The following is a 15,873-nucleotide window of genomic DNA, read 5'->3' as shown; positions in this document are numbered from 1 at the left end:
ATGTTCGAGCGTCTACGGCGCAGGTAGGGTGAGCCTGGTGGACGCCCTCGCGCGGCTCCTCGACGGGCCGAGGGCCCGAGGGGCCTTCCTGCTCAGGTCGGTCCTCACCCCGCCCTGGTCGCTGCGCATCCAGGATCGCGCGCCCCTCACGCTGGTCGCCCTGGTGAAGGGCGAGGCGTGGCTGGTTCCGGACGCCGCGCCTCCGGTGCGGCTCGGCCCTGGAGACGTCGCCGTCGTCCGCGGGCCGGCCCCGTACACGGTGGCGTCCGAGCCGCGGCTTCAGCCCAGGGTCGTGATCCACCCCGGTCAGCACTGCACGACGCCCGAGGGGGAGCCGCTGGCCGACTCGATGCGCCTGGGCGTGCGCACCTGGGGCGACGACCCCCACGGGCCCGTGGTCATGCTGACGGGCACCTACCAGATGCGCGGCGAGGTCAGCGGCCTCCTCCTCGGCGTGCTGCCCACGCTGCTCGTCCTGCCTGCCGGCGCGTGGGACTCGCCGCTCGTCCCGTTGCTCGCAGCCGAGATCGCCAAGGACGAGCCCGGCCAGGAGGCCGTGCTGGACCGGCTGCTCGACCTGCTGCTCATCGCGGTCCTGCGCGCCTGGCTGGCCCGCCCGGAGGCGGAGGCCCCGGCGTGGTACCGCGCGTACGGCGACCCCGTGGTGGGCACCGCCCTGCGCGCTCTGCACCACAACCCGGCACACCCCTGGACGGTCGCCGCGCTCGCCGCGCAGGCCGGCGTTTCACGCGCGGCCCTGGCCCGCCGCTTCACGGAGCTCGTCGGCGAGCCGCCCATGACGTACCTGACGGGCTGGCGGCTCGCCCTCGCGGCCGACCTGCTGCGCGAGACCGACGCCACGGTCGGCGCCGTCGCGCGGCAGGTGGGGTACGGCAGCGCCTTCGCGCTGAGCGCCGCCTTCAAGCGGGTCCACGGCGTGAGCCCGCGGCTGCATCGCGACGGGCACCGGCCCGCCCCGGCCCGCGGCGGGAAGCCTGAGCCCCTCATGCCGACACAACACGTGATTATGAACCAAATGGGAGAATAGTGCCCTCGTGTCGGGTACGGGCGCGATTGTCCATCCCAACACATCAGGAAGGCGGTACGGACATGGTCCGACCGACCGGCCTAGCGGGCCATCCCGACGTCGCGGAACTGCGGCAGACGTACGACCGGGCGGGGTCCACCGCTCCCGCCCAGATAATGGACGGGCTCACATTCCTGTCCGGCCTCTACCTAGCCATCTCGCCGTGGGTGGTGGGGTTCCACCGCTCCTCGACCCTGGCCGTCAACAACCTGGTCGTCGGCCTGGCCGTGGCGGCGCTCGCGCTGGGGTTCGCCTCGGCGTTCGGCCGGACCTACGGCGTGAGCTGGCTGATCCCGCTCTTCGGCGTGTGGACGATCATCGCGCCGTGGGTGGTCAGCGGCCGTCCTCACACGACGGGGGCGATCTGGAACAACGTGATCACCGGAATCCTGATCCTGCTGTTCGGGGTCGGCGCTCTCGCCACCGCTCTCGCCTTTCGGCGGCAGGAGCACGGTCAGCACGGTCAGCACGGCGAGCACGGCGAGCACGGAGGGCGCAAGCTCGGCAACTGGTGAACCCGGGGGAGAGGCCGGATGACAGGCGGGCGGCGCGCCGCCCGGCGGGTGCCCGTCCGGGCTGTCAGCCGAGGGCCGGGGCGCGCCGCCACCGGCCGGCTCACCTCCCCCCGCCCTGCTCGCACGCAGTCGTTTGTCCCCTGGACGCAGGGGTAGCCCGACGGCATGTCTGAGCAGCCCAACTCCACGCAACCACCGCAGACGCAGTCGTATCCGGGGGAGTCCGGGGACATGACGCCCGAGCCCCGGGACGAGATGCGCGACTACGAGGGCCGTGGCCTGCTGGCGGGCAAGCGGGCCCTCGTCACGGGCGGCGACTCCGGCATCGGCCGGGCCGTCGCCGTCGCCTTCGCCAAGGAGGGGGCGGACGTCGCGATCGCCTACCTCAGCGAGCACAAGGACGCCGAGCACACCAGGGACCTGGTCGAGCGGGAGGGCCGCCGCTGCGTGGTCATCCCCGGCGACCTCGCCGACGCCCGCCACTGCGAGGAGGTCGTCGAGCAGACCGTCCGCGAGCTCGGCGGCCTGGAGGTGCTCGTCAACAACGTGGCGACGCAGTCGCCCGTGCAGTCGCTGGAGGAGCTGTCCGACGAGCAGTGGGAGCGGACGTTCGCGGTCAACATCCACAGCTACTTCCGGGTGACCAAGGCCGCGCTGCGCCACATGCCCGAGGGCGGGTCGATCGTCAACACCTCGTCGATCAACGGCCTGCGCGGCAACAAGACGCTGATCGACTACTCGGCCACCAAGGGCGCCGTCAACGCGTTCACGTACTCGATGGCGCAGGTGCTGGTCGAGCGCAGGATCCGCATCAACGCGGTCGCGCCGGGACCGGTCTGGACGCCGCTCATCCCCGCGACGTTCCCGGAGGAGAAGGTCGAGAAGTTCGGGCAGCAGGTGCCGATGAAGCGGGCCGCCCATCCGGACGAGATCGCGCCGTCGTACGTCTTCTTCGCCGCCGACCGGCTGTCGTCGTACTACACGGGAGAGGTGCTCGCCCCGATCGGCGGCGAGACGCTGCCCGGGTGACGGCCGGGGACCGTGCTCCGCGACGACGAGACCCCGGGACCTGGCCGGCTCCCTGGGTCTCGTCTTCGAACGCCTTGAACGTCTTCAGTGGGAGGCCTTGAGGGGCGAGCCCGGGGCGGTCATCCGGCGGGCTTGCCGCCTTCGCTCAGCCGCCGGCTGCTGTCCTGCAGCTCGTCGATCAGCTTGGAGGCCTCGGCCTTGCTGAGGCCCTCCGGGACGTCGCGCCCGGCCTCCCTGGCGAGCGTGTGCAGGTAGGACTCCTGCGGCGCGGTCATCGGCTCGTCGCCGGTCGCCCAGTCCTCCGGGTCCTTCTCCACAGGTCCGCGATCCATATCTCGTCTCTCCTCCGTTGTCGAACTCCCGTTCGCCTACCCCGTGCGCCGGGGACGTAACAGGAGAGACGCGGCGCCGCGCCCGGGGTCACCGGCCGGTGCGCTCCCGGGTCCGCCACGGCTCGGCGGACCGCCCCGTGGGCGCCCCCTCGCCGGCCCGCTCGGAAGACGACCGTCCGCGCAGCAGCCGCGCCGCCAGCGCCGCCCCGCCCGCGCAGCCCGCGACGAGCGCGGCCGCCGCGGCCGGCGCCGCCCCGCTCCGCGGCCGGGCGATCACGCGCACGGTCGGCACGGCGGGTGCGGCGGCGGGGCGAGGGCCGAGCCACGCTCTGATCCACCCGGCCTCCATCGCGGCGTCGAGCAGGTAGGTGGGCCGGATCCGCCCGGTGGGCACGTGGGTGAGGTCGACGGCGAGCAGCGTCGCGGCGGTGGCCACGCCGATCCGGCGTGCGTGCTCGACGCCCTGCGGGCTTGAGGCGGCCCGCAGCTGACTCCAGCCGGCCCCCACGAGCAGGCCGGCGACGGTGCGCTCCAGCCACCAGTCGGTCTTGGGCCCGAAGATCTTCTCGAAGCTGCGCGGATGCACGAGCGGCCACAGCCCGCCCGCGATGTTGAAAAGCCCCTGCGCGCGGGCCAGGGCCGCGCCGCGCCTGTCCTGCCGGGTGTCCATAGGCCGTCGATGCCCGTCGTCCATCCGGGCAAACGTCTCATGACTCGGCGTTCCACCACGTGACCAGGGGATGTGCCCGATCCCCTTCCGTGCAGGGGGAATCCGCCCCCGCACCACCTCGCCGGGGCCGGTGGCTCAAGCCGAGTCGTCGCAGAAGGTGGTGAACCGGCTGCCGCGGGGCCGGCGTCGGTGCTGGAGACGACGACCGCCTGTGAACAGGTGGCGGTGGACCTGACCGCGTGGGTGGCGCGGATGGAGCCCGACCCGTACCTCTCCTGGGCGTCCGGGCCCATCTCGCGGACCGCGAGCACGCGCACGAGCCGGCGGTACCCGCACCCTCCGGGCCGAACGCCCGCTCAGCCGCCGCCGGTCTCCTCCGCCCGGGTGGAGACGTACGCCCCGCGCCCTTCGACCGTGTAGACGAGGCCCTCGTCGCCGAGGAGCCGGATGGCGCGGCGGACGTCGTCGGCGCCGACGCCGTACTCCCGTTCCAGCTCCTCCCCGGGGGGCAGCGGGCGGTCGGGCTCGATCCGGCCGCCGAGTATCTGGTCGCGTAGTGCCGCGGCGAGCCGCCGGTGCGCCGGCACCGGTCCCCCGCTGTCAGTCGTCGAAGCCACGACGGGAAAGTCCCCTCCGTGGCCGGTCTTACGCCTGGCGGATCGGGGCCGCCGACGCCGGGCCGGGCCTGGCGGTCACGGCTCCACGACGACCTTGAGACCGCGCCGGGACACGGCGGCGGCGAACGCCTCCCCGGCCCTGTCGAGGGGGTAGCGGTCCGTCACCAGCGACGCCACGTCCACAAGGCCGCGGGCGACGAGCTCGATCGCGCGCGGGTAGGTGGCGTTCATGCGGCGCACCAGTGCGAGCGTGAGTCCCTTGCGCCGGGCGAGCGACGCCGTGAACGTGGTGCGGTCGTCGTCCGGGATCCCCGCGAGGACGACCCGGCCGCCGGGCCGCGCCGCGGTGAGCGCGACGGCGACCGCCCCGTCGTCGCCCGCCACCTCGAACGCGACGTGCGCCCCCGCCCCGGTCAGCTCCCTCCAGGCGGCGGCGTCCGCCTCTTTGGGGTCGAGCGCGTGGTCGGCCCCGTAGCGGAGGGCGGCGTCCCGCCGATGGGGGAGGGGGTCGACGGCGACCACGACCGAGGCGCCGGCGAGCCGGGCCAGCCGCACGACCAGCAGGCCGATCGGGCCGCACCCGACGACGGCCACGGGCGTGCCCAGCCGCATGTGGCCGAGGTCGGCCGCGTGGAGCGCGACGCCGAGGGGCTCCAGCATCGCCCCGTCGGCGTCCGACAGCGTGCCGGGCAGCGGGTGCAGCAGGTCGTCGGGCCAGGCGATCCGCTCGCGCAGGGCGCCGTCGAGCGTGCCGTGGCCGGCGAAGCGCACGTCCGGGCAGAGGTTGCCCCAGCCGGTGGCGCAGGTCGCGCACCGGCCGCAGGGGATCGCCGGGTCCACGGCCACGCGCGTGCCGTCGCGCGGGCCGCCCTCGATGACGCCGGCGAACTCATGCCCCACCACCAGCGGAGCGGCCAGGACGGCGTCGCCGATCCCGCCCTCGGAGTACCAGTGCAGGTCGGAGCCGCACAGGCCCACCGCCGTGATCCGGACGACACTTTCCCCCGGCCCGGCGTGCGGCGCCGGCTCCCGGCCGAGCCGCAGGTCGCCGATCCCGTGCAGGCGGGCGACGCGCATCGACGGCTCTGTCGCGCTGCTCACTGGGCCTCCCTTTCCCTGATCGGATTCTCCCGGAACACCTCGCCGCGGAGCCGTACGGGCCCGGGGAGCCGCTCGTACGGCGTGACGAAGCCGGCGACCGTCCGCCGTCCCGCCCGCTGATCCTCACCCGGACCGTACGGCGACGATCGGGAGCAGGTCGTTCAGGCGGCCGGAGGCGAAGCCGGACAGGTCCAGGGAGCAGAAGGTGAAGCCCGTGCCGCGCACCGCGCGGTCGATCGGCTCGCGCAGCCGCGCGGCACGGGGGATGTCGTCGGCGGGCACCTCCACACGGGCGACCGTACCGCCCGCGTGGGCCCGCACCCGCAGCACGGGGAAGCCGAGCTCGCGCACCGCGGCCTCGGCCTCCTCGATCCGCAGCAGCAGCTCCGGGGTGACCGGGTCGCCGTACCCCACCCGGGAGGCGAGGCAGGGGGCGGCCGGTTTGGCGGCGGTGCGCAGCCCCAGCTCCGCGCTGATCCGGCGGACGTCGGCCTTGGTGAGCCCGGCGTCGACGAGCGGGGTGATGGCGCCGCGCTCGGCGGCGGCCCGCTGCCCCGGCCGGTGGTCGCCCAGGTCGTCGAGGTTGGTGCCGAGCGCGATCCGGGCGCCCATCGCCGCCGCCAGCGGGGCGAGCGCGTCGAACAGGGCGGACTTGCAGTGGTAGCAGCGGTCACGCCCGTTGGCGACGTACTCCGGCCGGTCGGCCTCGTCGGTGCACACCTCCAGGTGGGCGATCCCGTGCTCGCGGGCGAACGCGCGTGCGCCGGCCCGTTCGGACGCGGCCAGCGAGGGCGAGACCGCGGTGACCGCCAGGGCCCGCTCACCGAGCGCGCGGGTGGCCGCGACGGCGAGCAGCGCCGAGTCGGCGCCACCCGAGTAGGCGACCACGACGGCGCGCTCGGCGCGCAGCCGTTCGACGAGATCATGCATGATGTGTCAACTCCCGAAGTGCGTCCTCCACGCCGACGATATGCACTCCGGCGTGGAGCCCGGTCCGGGGGCCGCCGCCCGCGACATGCTCGCCCGGCGTCCGGCGCGGCACTCCCGGGTCCGCCGGCGGCTTGCCGCCGGGCCGGAGCTCCCCGTCGACCGGCATGTGCTCGATCTCGTCGACGACGCCCACGGCCTCAGTTCGCCTCGGCGGCCCCGGCGAGGCTCCCGGCGGGCGCGAGGGCCTGCCGCCAGTAGTCGCCGTCCGGGTAGCGGTACCGCTCGATGGAGGCGTCGTAGATCTCCGCGCTGTAGCCGGGCAGGGACGGGACGAGATAGCGCCCGCCGACCACCTTCACCGGGTCGGTGAAGTGCTCGTGGAGATGATCGACGTACTCGATGACCCGGCCGTCGAGGCTCCCGCTCACGCACACGTAGTCGATGATCGACAGGTGCTGTACGAACTCGCACAGGCCGACGCCCCCGGCGTGCGGGCACACCGGCACGCCGAACTTGGCCGCCATGAGCAGCACGGGCAGCACCTCGTTCAGGCTGGCCAGCCGGCACGAGTCGATCTGGCAGAAGTCGATCGCGCCCGCCTGCAGGAGCTGCTTGAACATGACCCGGTTGTGCGCGTGCTCCCCGGTGGCGACGCCCACCGGGGCGACCGCCCGGCGGATCTCCGCGTGCCCGAGGACGTCGTCGGGGCTGGTCGGCTCCTCGATCCACCGCGGGCCGAACGGCGCCAGGCGGCGGACCCAGTCGATCGCCTGCGGCACGTCCCAGACCTGGTTGGCGTCGATCATGAGGGTGCGGCCGGGGCCCAGCTCCTCGCGGGCGATCCCGAGCCGGCGGACGTCGTCGTCGACGTCGGCGCCGACCTTCAGTTTGACGTGCTCCCAGCCCTCGGCGACGGCCTCCCTGCAGAGCCTCCTCAACTTCTCGTCCGAGTAGCCGAGCCAGCCGGGGGAGGTGGTGTACGCCGGGTAGCCGCTGTCCAGCAGCTCCGCCACGCGGGCCTCCCGGGTGGGCAGCAGCCGCTCCAGCGTCTGCCTCGCCTCCTCCGGGGTGATGACGTCGGTCAGGTACCGGAAGTCGCAGGCGTCGACGAACTCGGCAGGCGTGAGGTCGCAGACGAAGCGCCACAGCGGCTTGCCCGCCCGGCGTGCCGCGAGGTCCCAGCACGCGTTGAGCACCGCGGCGGCCGCAAGGTGGACCACGCCCTTCTCCGGGCCGAGCCAGCGCATCTGGCTGTCGGCGGTAAGCTCCCGGTAGACCGGGCCCAGGTTCGACGCCACCTCGCCCACGTCGCGCCCCACCAGCGGCCGGGCGATCTGGCGGGCGGCCGCCACGACAAGGTCGGTTCCCCGGCCGATCGTGAAGGTCAGGCCGTAGCCCGTGACCTCGGAGGCGTCCGTGCGCAGGATCACATAGGCCGCGGAGTAGTCGCCGTCCGGGTTCATCGCGTCCGAGCCGTCGAGCGTGGCAGAGGTGGGAAACCGCAGGTCGACCACCTCTACGGCCGTGATGGTGGGCATGCCGGGACCCCCAGGGAAAATTAGTCCGATGAATACCTGCTGACGTTAAGTGTCCGGCTGACTCTCCGTCAACAGGAGTCGGCTGTAGGAGTCGGGTGTTCCGCTGCCAGACTGCAGGAGTGACCGTGGCCCTGCCAGGGCGCTGCGGCCAAATTGATCGGGTCTATAAGGCCCCGGAGAGGAGTTCGGAGAGATGCTGGTCGACCTCGCGTACGGGAGTGCCGGGCTGGCGGTCGAGCTGCCGGACGACCGCACGACCGTGATCACCCCGGTGGCCGGGCCGCCCGCCTCCGACGCGGTGTCGGCGTTGCGGGCCGCCCTGCGGGAGCCGGTCGCCGGCCCGCCGCTGCGCGAGCGCGTACGGCCCGGCCAGCGGGTGGCGATCTCCGCGTGCGACGGCACCCGGCCGCAGCCGCGGCATCTGATGATCCCCGCCATCCTCGAAGAGCTCGACGGCCTGGTCCCCCTCGACGACATCGTGGTGCTCGTCGCGACCGGCACCCACCGGGGCAACACCCCCGAGGAGCTGCGGGCCATGTTCGGCGACGGGGTCGTCGACGCCGTGCGGATCGTCAACCACGACGCCCGGGACGACTCCTCGCTGCGCTGGCTCGGCCACCACGGCGCCGGGGTCCCCGTGTGGCTGAACCGCGAGTGGGCCGACGCCGACGTCAAAATCACCACGGGCTTCGTCGAGCCCCACTTCTTCGCGGGGTTCTCCGGCGGCCCGAAGCTGGTCGCCCCCGGCCTGGCCGGCCTGGAGACCGTGCTCACGCTGCACGACGCCGCACGCATCGGCAGCCCCAAGGCGACGTGGGGCATCACCCACGGCAACCCCGTGCACGACGACGTGCGTGCGATCGCCGAGGCGACCGGCGTCACCTTCTCCCTGGACGTCGTGCTCGACCGCCACCAGCGGATCGTCGCGGCCTTCGGCGGCGACCTGCTCCCGATGCACGCGGCGGCGACCGCGGCCGCGCGGAAGGCGGCCATGCGGCCGGTGGACCACCCCTTCGACATCGTCATCACGACGAACGCCGGCTTCCCCCTGGACCAGAACCTCTACCAGTCGGTCAAGGGCATGAGCGCGGCCGCCCAGGTGGTCCGGCCCGGCGGCGTCATCATCTGCGCGGCGGAGTGCCGCGACGGCTTTCCCGACCACGGCTCCTACCGCGAGGTGCTCACCTCGGCGGCCTCGCCCGAGGCCCTGTTCGAGGAGATCTCCGGCCGCGCCCGCACCGTCCCGGACCAGTGGCAGGTCCAGATCCAGGCGAGGATCCAGTCGGCGGCCCGGGTGATCATGCACACGTCTCATCTGTCCGACGCCGACCTCGCCACGGCCCACCTGGAGCAGACCGGCGACATCGCCGCCACCGTCGGCGAGCTGCTCCCCGCCGGGGGGAGCGTCTGCGTGCTCCCGGAGGGGCCCATGACGATCCCGTACCTGGCCAAGGCCTAAAATGCCGCACATGTCCGACACGCCGACGCCTGGGACGCGGGCGGGGGGCGAGACGGCGGGCGTCCTCGACCTCGGGTTCGCCCGCGTCGACATCGCGCGGCAGGCGCGCCAGGGCCTCGCCGAGGTCGTGTACGGCCCGGGAAAGCGGCCGGAGGAGATCGCCGCCGTCGTGACCGGCCTGCTGGACGCCAACACCGGGCCCGTCCTGGTGACCCGCGTCGACGCCGAGGCCGCCGGGACGGTCCTCGCGGCGGCGCCGGGGGGCACGTACGATCCGGCCGCCCGGCTGCTGAGCTGGCGTCCGGCCGGTCCCGGCCCGATACGGGCGGCCGTCGTGACGGCCGGAACCTCCGACGGCCCGGTGGCGGCCGAGGCGGCCGGGGTCGCCGCCGCACTCGGCATGCGCGTCACCGAGATCAGGGACGTCGGCGTCGCCGGCATCCATCGCGTGCTCGCGGCGGCCCCCGACCTTCGCACGGCCGACGTGGTCATCGTGATCGCCGGCATGGAGGGGGCGCTGGCCAGCGTTGTCGGCGGCCTGGTGGAGGCGCCGGTCGTCGCGGTCCCGACCTCCGTCGGCTACGGCGCGGCCCTCGAAGGCGTCACCGCGCTGCTGGCGATGCTGACGTCGTGCGCGGCAGGCGTCACCGTCGTGAACATCGACTCCGGCTTCGGCGCCGCCATGGCCGCCCACCGCCTCGGCCGGGCGATCACCCGGGCCCGTGCGGGAGCCGTCGCACGCACTGAGCCGGAACCGGCCCCGGAACCGGGAGCGGGCTCCGGGGCCCGGCCGTGATCCTCTACCTGAACCCCGTGGGCGGGCTCGCCGGGGACATGCTGCTCGGCGCGCTGCTCGACGCGGGCGCGCCGCTGGACGCCGTGCGGTCGGCGATCGCCGCGACCGGCCTCACCGGCTGGCGGCTGGAGGCCGTCCGCGTCATGGCGGGGCCGCTGCGGGCCACCCGGGCACGGGTGGAGGTGGACGACGACGCCACCGAGCGCAGGGCCTCCGTCCTGCGGGCCATGGCGGCCCTGGCCCGGCCCGCCCCCGTCGCCGCCCTCGCGGACGCCGCTCTCGCGGCCATCGCGGAGGTCGAGGGGCGGCTGCACGGTGAGGACCCGGCGCAGGTCCACCTGCACGAGCTGGGCGGCCATGACACGCTGGTCGACGTGGTCGGCTGCGCCGCCGCCCTGCACGCGCTCGGTGTCACCGCCGTCCACTGCGCTCCGCTGCCGCTCGGCAGCGGCACCGTACGGACGCGGCACGGCCTGCTGCCGGTGCCCGCCCCGGCGACGCTGGCCCTGCTGGAGGGGGCGGCGGTGCGGGGGGACGGGCCGCCGGGGGAGGCCGTCACGCCGACGGGCGCCGCGCTGCTGCGCGCCGCCGGCACGCGGTACGACCCGCCGCCCGTGATGACGATCCGGGCGACCGGCTACGGCGCGGGCACCCGCACCCTGGCCGACCGGCCGAACGTGGTCGCGGCGATCCTGGGCGAGCCTCCGGGCCCCCAGGGGCGTCACGTGGTGCTGGAGACCAACCTCGACGACGTGACGGGGGAGGTGCTGGCCCACGTCGTCGCCCGCGCCCTGGACGCCGGGGCCGACGACGCCTGGGTCACCCCCGCCGTGATGAAGAAGGGCCGCCCCGCGCACGTCCTGCACGTTCTCACCGCCGCGGAGCGCGCCGGGGAGCTGGAGGCCCTCGTGCTGGCCGAGACCGGCAGCCTGGGCCTGCGCCGCCACGACGTCGAGAAGGTCGTCCTGCCTCGCTCCATCCGCACGATCGAGCTGCGCGGCCGTACCGTCCGGGTCAAGGACGGCCCGCACGGCTTCAAGCCCGAGCACGACGACCTCGCGCGGATCGCGGCCGAGACGGGCGCGCCGCTGCGCGCGCTCGCCGCCGAGGCCGCCCGCATCGCCGCGGAGCAGTCCACCGCACAGAGCACGGCCTGTACACCGGGACGCGACCGAGCGACGTGACGGTCTCCTGATCCGATGAACGCGAAGGCCGGGCCCCCTGGGAAAGGGGGCCCGGCCTCTGGCTTTCACCGATGCGGGTGCGCCGCCGCCATTTCAGCGGCTTCCAGGGCTTCCAGGGCTTCTACGGCTTCTACGGCTTCTACGGCCGGGCGTGCTCGGTGACGTGGCGGGCCTGGTCGCGGGCCTCCTCGCCGGTGGTCCTGGTCGCGTCGGCCGCGGTCTCCTTCACGTGCTGGACCGCCACCTTGGCGTCCTGACCGACCTGCTGCGCGGCCTCCTGCACGGCCTGCTTGACCGGCTCGGCCACGTCGCCGACGTGCTCCTTGAGCTGCACGCCCGCGCGCTGCTCGGCCGCAGTCTTCGGGATGAGCGTCGCGGCGAGCAGGCCGGCGCCGAAGGCGATGAGCCCGGCCGCGAGCGGGTTGCCCTGGGTGCCCTGCAGCGCCTGCTGGGGGGCCGCCTTCACGCTCTCCGCCGCCTGATGGGCGCCGTGCTTGACGGTGTCCGTCGCCTCCACGGCGGCGTGCTTGACGGTGTCCGTGGTGCCAGACGCGGCGTCCCGGAACGTTCCCACCGTGTCGCCCGCCTGGTCACGCACTGTGTGAGCGACCTCCGCCGAGGATCCCATCACCTTGTCGCGCATGGAACGCGCCGCCTCTCGCATCCTGTCGGTACGGCGCCGCACGATGCGGGCCGGGCTTGTTCTGTCCGCGAGCCGGTCGACGTCCGCGGCCAGCTCGGCCCGCGTCGCGTCGATCTCGGCCCTTATCTCTTCTGGGCGCGTGCCCATTGCACATCCTCCTTGAGCGTCTCGACGGTCTGCTGGGGGACGGGAGACACCTCCCGCATCCGCTCCTTGCCCTTGAAGAACAGCACCGCGGCGATGGCGCCCCACACCACTGCGACGATGAGCGCCGCCCAGCCCAGGTCCATCACGCTGCCCAGGCCGAACATCACGGCGAGTGTGACCAGCAGCGCGGTCATGTACCCGGCGAAGCCGGCGCCGCCGAGGAGCCCGGCCGCCTTGCCGGCCTTGGCCGCCTCCTGGCGGATCTCCGCCTTCGCGAGCTCGACCTCCTGGCGGAACAGCTTCGACAGGTCCTCGCCGATCTCCCCGACCAGCTTCCCCAGTGAGGGCTCTGGGTCCTGGCTGGGATATGTCACCGCAGGTCACCCCCTGTCCTGGGGGTGCCGGGCAGGTCGTCGTCACGACGGTCCACGGTGGCCTCGTCCTCATAACCGGCGGGGTAGCCGGTCGTGGTGCCGGAGACGTCACCGGCCGGGTATCCGGTGCTTCCGGGCGCGTAGGCGGTCCCGGTCGTGGTGCCCGTTGTGGTGCCGGTGGTGCCCGTCGTGGTGCCGTACGCGTCGGTGCCATACGTGGTGCCGGTGCCGTACGCCTCGTTGCCGTAGGTGTCGGTCCCGGTCGTGGTGCGGGTGCTCGTGCCGTACGTGCTCGTGCCGGTGGCGCCGTACGCCCTGGCGGCGTCGGTGCCGTAGCCGCCGTAGCCGGGGGCCGTGCCGGCGGTGGAGTCGTCGGCGCCGGAGACCGCCTTGGCGGCCCGCCCGACGAGGAAGCCCGCGGCGACCGCGCCGGCCAGGAAGAGGCCCGGGCGGCGGCGCGCGAAGGTCTGCACGTCGCGTACGACGCCGTTCAGCCCCTCGTTCTCCAGGTAGTCGGCGACCCGGTTGCCCCGCTCGGCGACCTGCTGCACGACGCCTCGTACGGGGGAGTCGGGCTTGACGTTGTCGCCGATGGTGGCGAGCTCGTCGGTCCACTGCCTGACGGTGTCGGCGGCCCGCTTGCTCTGCTGCTGGGCCTGCTCGGACGTGCGCCGGCGAAGCTGGTGGGTGAGCTGGCGGGTCTGGTCCCTGGCCTCCTGTGCCACGACGCGGACCTGGTCCTTCGCGGTCTCCGCCACCTCACCCGCGGCCGCCTTGGCCTGCTGCGCGGTGCCCTGCGGCTCGTCGCCCGTCCCTGAATATGTTCGGGTCTCGGGATGGAAGTCGCTCACTGATGCCTCCCTGGGTCGTGTACGTCCCTGGTCCGGCCGCTACCCCCGATGTCGAACCGAACTCCCGATCGACCCCAAAAAGTAAAATTTCCGCAAACCCTTGTCAGACGTCTTGTGAACGGTCATGCGGGCGGCTCCACCCCGGGCGGGGACTGCTGTTGCTCAGGGGTGTGCGGCCGGCCGGCACTCTGGGGGCCATGGGTCTCCGCGGGGGACCAGAACTGCAACTTGTACAGGGCGAACCGGACGATGTCCGCCGTGAAGTTCTCATGGCTGAGGAGCTTGCGGTGGACTCTGAACCGCCACTCGTGGTCTCGGCGGCCGAGGTCGAACTCCTCGTACTCCTCGGTGTCCCCGGAACAGCCACTGATCGCGCAGATCTTCCCGGAGGTCAGGTGGATGCTCCCGGAGTGGGCGTCATCCCAGTTCGAGGCGGGCGGCTCGCCGTCCCAGAGCTCGTATTCGACGAGAACGTCATCACAGTAGACGTCGGCGAGTGCGATGCCGCCGGGCTCGCTGGAGATCCATTCGTCCCCGAAGGTGCCTCCGTTGACGGTCCACGGTGCTTCGACGTCCGCGACCCCCTGAAAGTACGGCTCTATCTTCTGAGGTTGGAGAAGCCTCTTGATGATCTGCGCCATGCCGCTCCCTGGTACGCGTCCGGTCTGTGCGTGCCGATCATGCCGGGCAGGACCGACACTTCCGGAAGGTCCGACTGCCTCGCCGCCGCGCTGGGCGTCACGGCCCTGCTCGCGCGGGCTAGGGCGAGGGCACAGAGGTGAGGTCCGGAGTGAGGGCCATTGACGGATGTCGCCGCGGAAATCTAGTCTTCGTGCGCCGAAATATTCGGAGAAGACCAGAAAACTTTCGATGGAGCGGGACGACTCGTTCGTCCAGGAGGCGATCGTCCATGCAGGTCTACGCGAACCCGGTCCTGCCGGGGTTCTACCCGGATCCGTCCGTCTGCCGGGTGGGGGACGACTACTACCTCGTCACGTCCAGCTTCGAGTGGTTCCCCGGGGTGCCGATCTTCCACAGCCGCGACCTGGTGCACTGGCGGCAGCTCGGCCATGTGCTCGACCGGCCGGGTCAGCTCGACCTGACCGGGCTGGGGGCCTCCCGTGGCATCTTCGCCCCCACCCTCCGCCACCATGACGGCGTCTTCTACATGGTCACGACCGTCGTGGACGGCGGCGGCAACTTCATCGTCACGGCGCGGGACCCGGCCGGCCCGTGGAGCGACCCCGTCTGGGTGCCCGAGGCCCTGGGCATCGACCCCTCCCTGCTGTTCGACGAGGGGCGGGTCTGGCTCCACGGGACCCGTGAGAGGCGCGAGCAGGCCCACGACGGCGACACCGAGGTCTGGCTGCTCGAGCTCGACCCGCGGACCCTGCGGCCGGTCGGGGACGAGCGCATCATCTGGGACGGCAGTCTCAAGAAGGCGTTCTGGCCCGAAGGGCCGCACATCTACCGGATCGGGGATCGGTACTACCTGCTCAGCGCCGAGGGCGGCACCGACTGGCACCACAGCATCGTGATAGCCCGGTCGTCGTCGGTCACCGGTCCCTACGAGGGGTATCGGGGCAACCCGGTCCTCACTCACCGGCACTTCGGACGCGCGCACCCCATCACCGGGACGGGCCACGCCGACCTGATCCAGACGCAGCACGGGGAGTGGTGGGCGGTCCTGCTCGCCATGCGCCCCTATGGGGGCTACCACTACAACCTCGGCCGGGAGACCTTCCTCACCCGGGTCCGGTGGGAGGACGGGTGGCCGCTGTTCGACCAGGTGGCCGCGGAGGCGCCGGCGCCCGGCCTGCCCGCCCACCCCTGGCCCGCCGAGCCCGGCCGGGACGACTTCGACGCCACCGAGCTCGCGCTCTGCTGGAACCACCTGCGCACGCCCCACGAGACGTACTGGAGCCTGACGGAGCGCCCCGGCCACCTGCGGCTGCGGCCACGGCCGGAGACGTTCGCGGGAAACCCCAGCATGCTCGCCCGCCGTCAGCGGCACCAGAACTTCACGGCACGCCTGGCCATGGAGTTCCGCCCGGAGGGGGACGCGTGCGCGGGGCTGGCCGTGGTGCAGAACGACACCCACCACTACCTGCTCATGCTCACCGCCGACGGTCTCGTGCTCCGGGACGCGCATCGCGTGCTCGCCAAGGCCGACGTGCCGCCGGGCGTCGTCCACCTGGGCGTCCAGGCCCGTGGTCAGGACTACCGGATGAGTTACGCGACCGGCAACGGGGAGTGGCGGCCGATCGGCGACACGCTCGACGGGCGGATCCTCAGCTCCACCGTCGCGGGCGGCTTCACCGGCGCCTACGTCGGCATGTACGCGGGAGGCGACGGCGGCGCTCCGGCCGACTTCGACTGGTTCGACTACCAGGGCGAGGGCGAATAGACGACGGATGGACGACCAGTAGCGACGGGCGAGGGCTGGAACGGCGCGCAATCGCCTGGGCGGCCGGCTTCACGGGATCCCCGCATCATGGGCGTGGGCGCGGCCGGGGGGGGGCGCGCGCCGCCCCCGCCCCACCCCGGAGGAGAGACGGGGGGGAACAAGCAGTTGGTATACGCGGGGGGGAGCGGAGAGA

Annotated in this window: 18 protein-coding genes; 7 read left to right on the top strand and 11 right to left on the bottom strand. The window is 73.3% G+C overall.

The annotated features are described in order from the left end of the window. Positions 1-37: 37 nt before the first annotated feature. The 3 genes from AB0B72_RS20775 to AB0B72_RS20765 all read left to right on the top strand — a co-directional run bounded on the left by AB0B72_RS20775 (position 38) and on the right by AB0B72_RS20765 (position 2,631). A complete protein-coding gene (locus AB0B72_RS20775; protein ID WP_367740492.1) occupies positions 38-1,048 on the top strand; it encodes an AraC family transcriptional regulator in 1,011 nt (336 codons plus the stop codon). A gap of 62 nt (positions 1,049-1,110) precedes the next feature. Next, positions 1,111-1,602: an SPW repeat protein gene (locus AB0B72_RS20770; RefSeq protein ID WP_367740491.1), complete on the top strand. Its 492-nt coding sequence runs from the start codon at positions 1,111-1,113 to the stop codon at positions 1,600-1,602. A 165-nt stretch (positions 1,603-1,767) separates the two neighbouring features. Continuing rightward, positions 1,768-2,631, top strand: a complete 864-nt coding sequence (locus tag AB0B72_RS20765) for an SDR family oxidoreductase (RefSeq protein WP_367740490.1) — start codon at positions 1,768-1,770, stop codon at positions 2,629-2,631. 119 nt (positions 2,632-2,750) lie between these two features. Here the strand turns inward: AB0B72_RS20765 and AB0B72_RS20760 are convergent, their stop codons facing one another. The 7 genes from AB0B72_RS20760 to AB0B72_RS20730 form a co-directional block, all read right to left on the bottom strand. Beyond that, on the bottom strand, positions 2,751-2,963 hold the full coding sequence (locus tag AB0B72_RS20760; RefSeq protein WP_367740489.1) for a DUF3072 domain-containing protein: 213 nt from the start codon (positions 2,961-2,963) through the stop codon (positions 2,751-2,753). Between the two features lie 88 nt (positions 2,964-3,051). Continuing rightward, positions 3,052-3,633, bottom strand: a complete 582-nt coding sequence (locus AB0B72_RS20755; protein WP_367740488.1) for a hypothetical protein — start codon at positions 3,631-3,633, stop codon at positions 3,052-3,054. A gap of 356 nt (positions 3,634-3,989) precedes the next feature. Next, positions 3,990-4,250 (bottom strand): winged helix-turn-helix domain-containing protein, encoded by a 261-nt coding sequence (locus AB0B72_RS20750; protein ID WP_367740487.1) that lies wholly within the window; start codon positions 4,248-4,250, stop codon positions 3,990-3,992. A 75-nt stretch (positions 4,251-4,325) separates the two neighbouring features. Beyond that, the gene (locus tag AB0B72_RS20745) at positions 4,326-5,351 is read right to left on the bottom strand and encodes a zinc-binding dehydrogenase (RefSeq protein WP_367740486.1); all 1,026 of its coding nucleotides are present in this window, start codon (positions 5,349-5,351) and stop codon (positions 4,326-4,328) included. A 123-nt stretch (positions 5,352-5,474) separates the two neighbouring features. After that, positions 5,475-6,281 carry an ATP-dependent sacrificial sulfur transferase LarE gene (gene larE, locus AB0B72_RS20740; RefSeq protein WP_367740484.1) on the bottom strand — a complete coding sequence of 269 codons (807 nt, stop codon included), beginning with the start codon at positions 6,279-6,281 and terminating at the stop codon, positions 5,475-5,477. Further along, positions 6,274-6,474 (bottom strand): hypothetical protein, encoded by a 201-nt coding sequence (locus AB0B72_RS20735; protein WP_367740483.1) that lies wholly within the window; start codon positions 6,472-6,474, stop codon positions 6,274-6,276. Before AB0B72_RS20735 ends, larE begins: the two co-directional genes overlap by 8 nt. Positions 6,475-6,478: 4 nt before the next feature. After that, entirely contained in the window at positions 6,479-7,819 is a 1,341-nt protein-coding gene (locus tag AB0B72_RS20730; RefSeq protein ID WP_367740482.1) for an L-fuconate dehydratase, read from the bottom strand. Positions 7,820-8,012: 193 nt separating this feature from the next. Between AB0B72_RS20730 and larA the strand changes: the two genes are divergently transcribed. The 3 genes from larA to larC are packed head-to-tail and all read left to right on the top strand — an operon-like array spanning position 8,013 to position 11,258. After that, positions 8,013-9,278 (top strand): nickel-dependent lactate racemase, encoded by a 1,266-nt coding sequence (gene larA / locus AB0B72_RS20725; protein WP_367740481.1) that lies wholly within the window; start codon positions 8,013-8,015, stop codon positions 9,276-9,278. Between the two features lie 10 nt (positions 9,279-9,288). Continuing rightward, positions 9,289-10,074, top strand: coding sequence for a nickel pincer cofactor biosynthesis protein LarB (larB, locus tag AB0B72_RS20720; protein ID WP_367740480.1), 786 nt, complete (start codon positions 9,289-9,291; stop codon positions 10,072-10,074). Further along, on the top strand, positions 10,071-11,258 hold the full coding sequence (larC, locus tag AB0B72_RS20715; protein WP_367740479.1) for a nickel pincer cofactor biosynthesis protein LarC: 1,188 nt from the start codon (positions 10,071-10,073) through the stop codon (positions 11,256-11,258). Before larB ends, larC begins: the two co-directional genes overlap by 4 nt. 139 nt (positions 11,259-11,397) lie before the next feature. On the opposite strand, the gene AB0B72_RS20710 is transcribed toward larC, so the two are convergent. The 4 genes from AB0B72_RS20710 to AB0B72_RS20695 all read right to left on the bottom strand — a co-directional run bounded on the left by AB0B72_RS20710 (position 11,398) and on the right by AB0B72_RS20695 (position 13,914). Next, positions 11,398-12,048, bottom strand: a complete 651-nt coding sequence (locus AB0B72_RS20710; RefSeq protein WP_367740478.1) for a DUF3618 domain-containing protein — start codon at positions 12,046-12,048, stop codon at positions 11,398-11,400. Next, entirely contained in the window at positions 12,024-12,422 is a 399-nt protein-coding gene (locus AB0B72_RS20705; RefSeq protein WP_367740477.1) for a phage holin family protein, read from the bottom strand. The genes AB0B72_RS20710 and AB0B72_RS20705 overlap by 25 nt, the downstream gene beginning before the upstream one ends. Then, complete coding sequence (locus AB0B72_RS20700) at positions 12,419-13,273, bottom strand: hypothetical protein (protein ID WP_367740476.1); 855 nt, start codon at positions 13,271-13,273, stop codon at positions 12,419-12,421. The genes AB0B72_RS20705 and AB0B72_RS20700 overlap by 4 nt, the downstream gene beginning before the upstream one ends. 122 nt (positions 13,274-13,395) lie before the next feature. After that, positions 13,396-13,914 carry a hypothetical protein gene (locus AB0B72_RS20695; RefSeq protein WP_367740475.1) on the bottom strand — a complete coding sequence of 173 codons (519 nt, stop codon included), beginning with the start codon at positions 13,912-13,914 and terminating at the stop codon, positions 13,396-13,398. A 269-nt stretch (positions 13,915-14,183) separates the two neighbouring features. On the opposite strand from AB0B72_RS20695, the gene AB0B72_RS20690 reads away from it, so the two are divergent. Beyond that, a complete protein-coding gene (locus tag AB0B72_RS20690; RefSeq protein WP_367740474.1) occupies positions 14,184-15,680 on the top strand; it encodes a glycoside hydrolase family 43 protein in 1,497 nt (498 codons plus the stop codon). Positions 15,681-15,873: the final 193 nt, after the last annotated feature.

The organism is Microbispora sp. NPDC049125 (genome assembly GCF_040802045.1).
Taxonomy (GTDB): domain Bacteria; phylum Actinomycetota; class Actinomycetes; order Streptosporangiales; family Streptosporangiaceae; genus Microbispora.
This window is presented reverse-complemented; position numbering and strand designations above follow the sequence as displayed.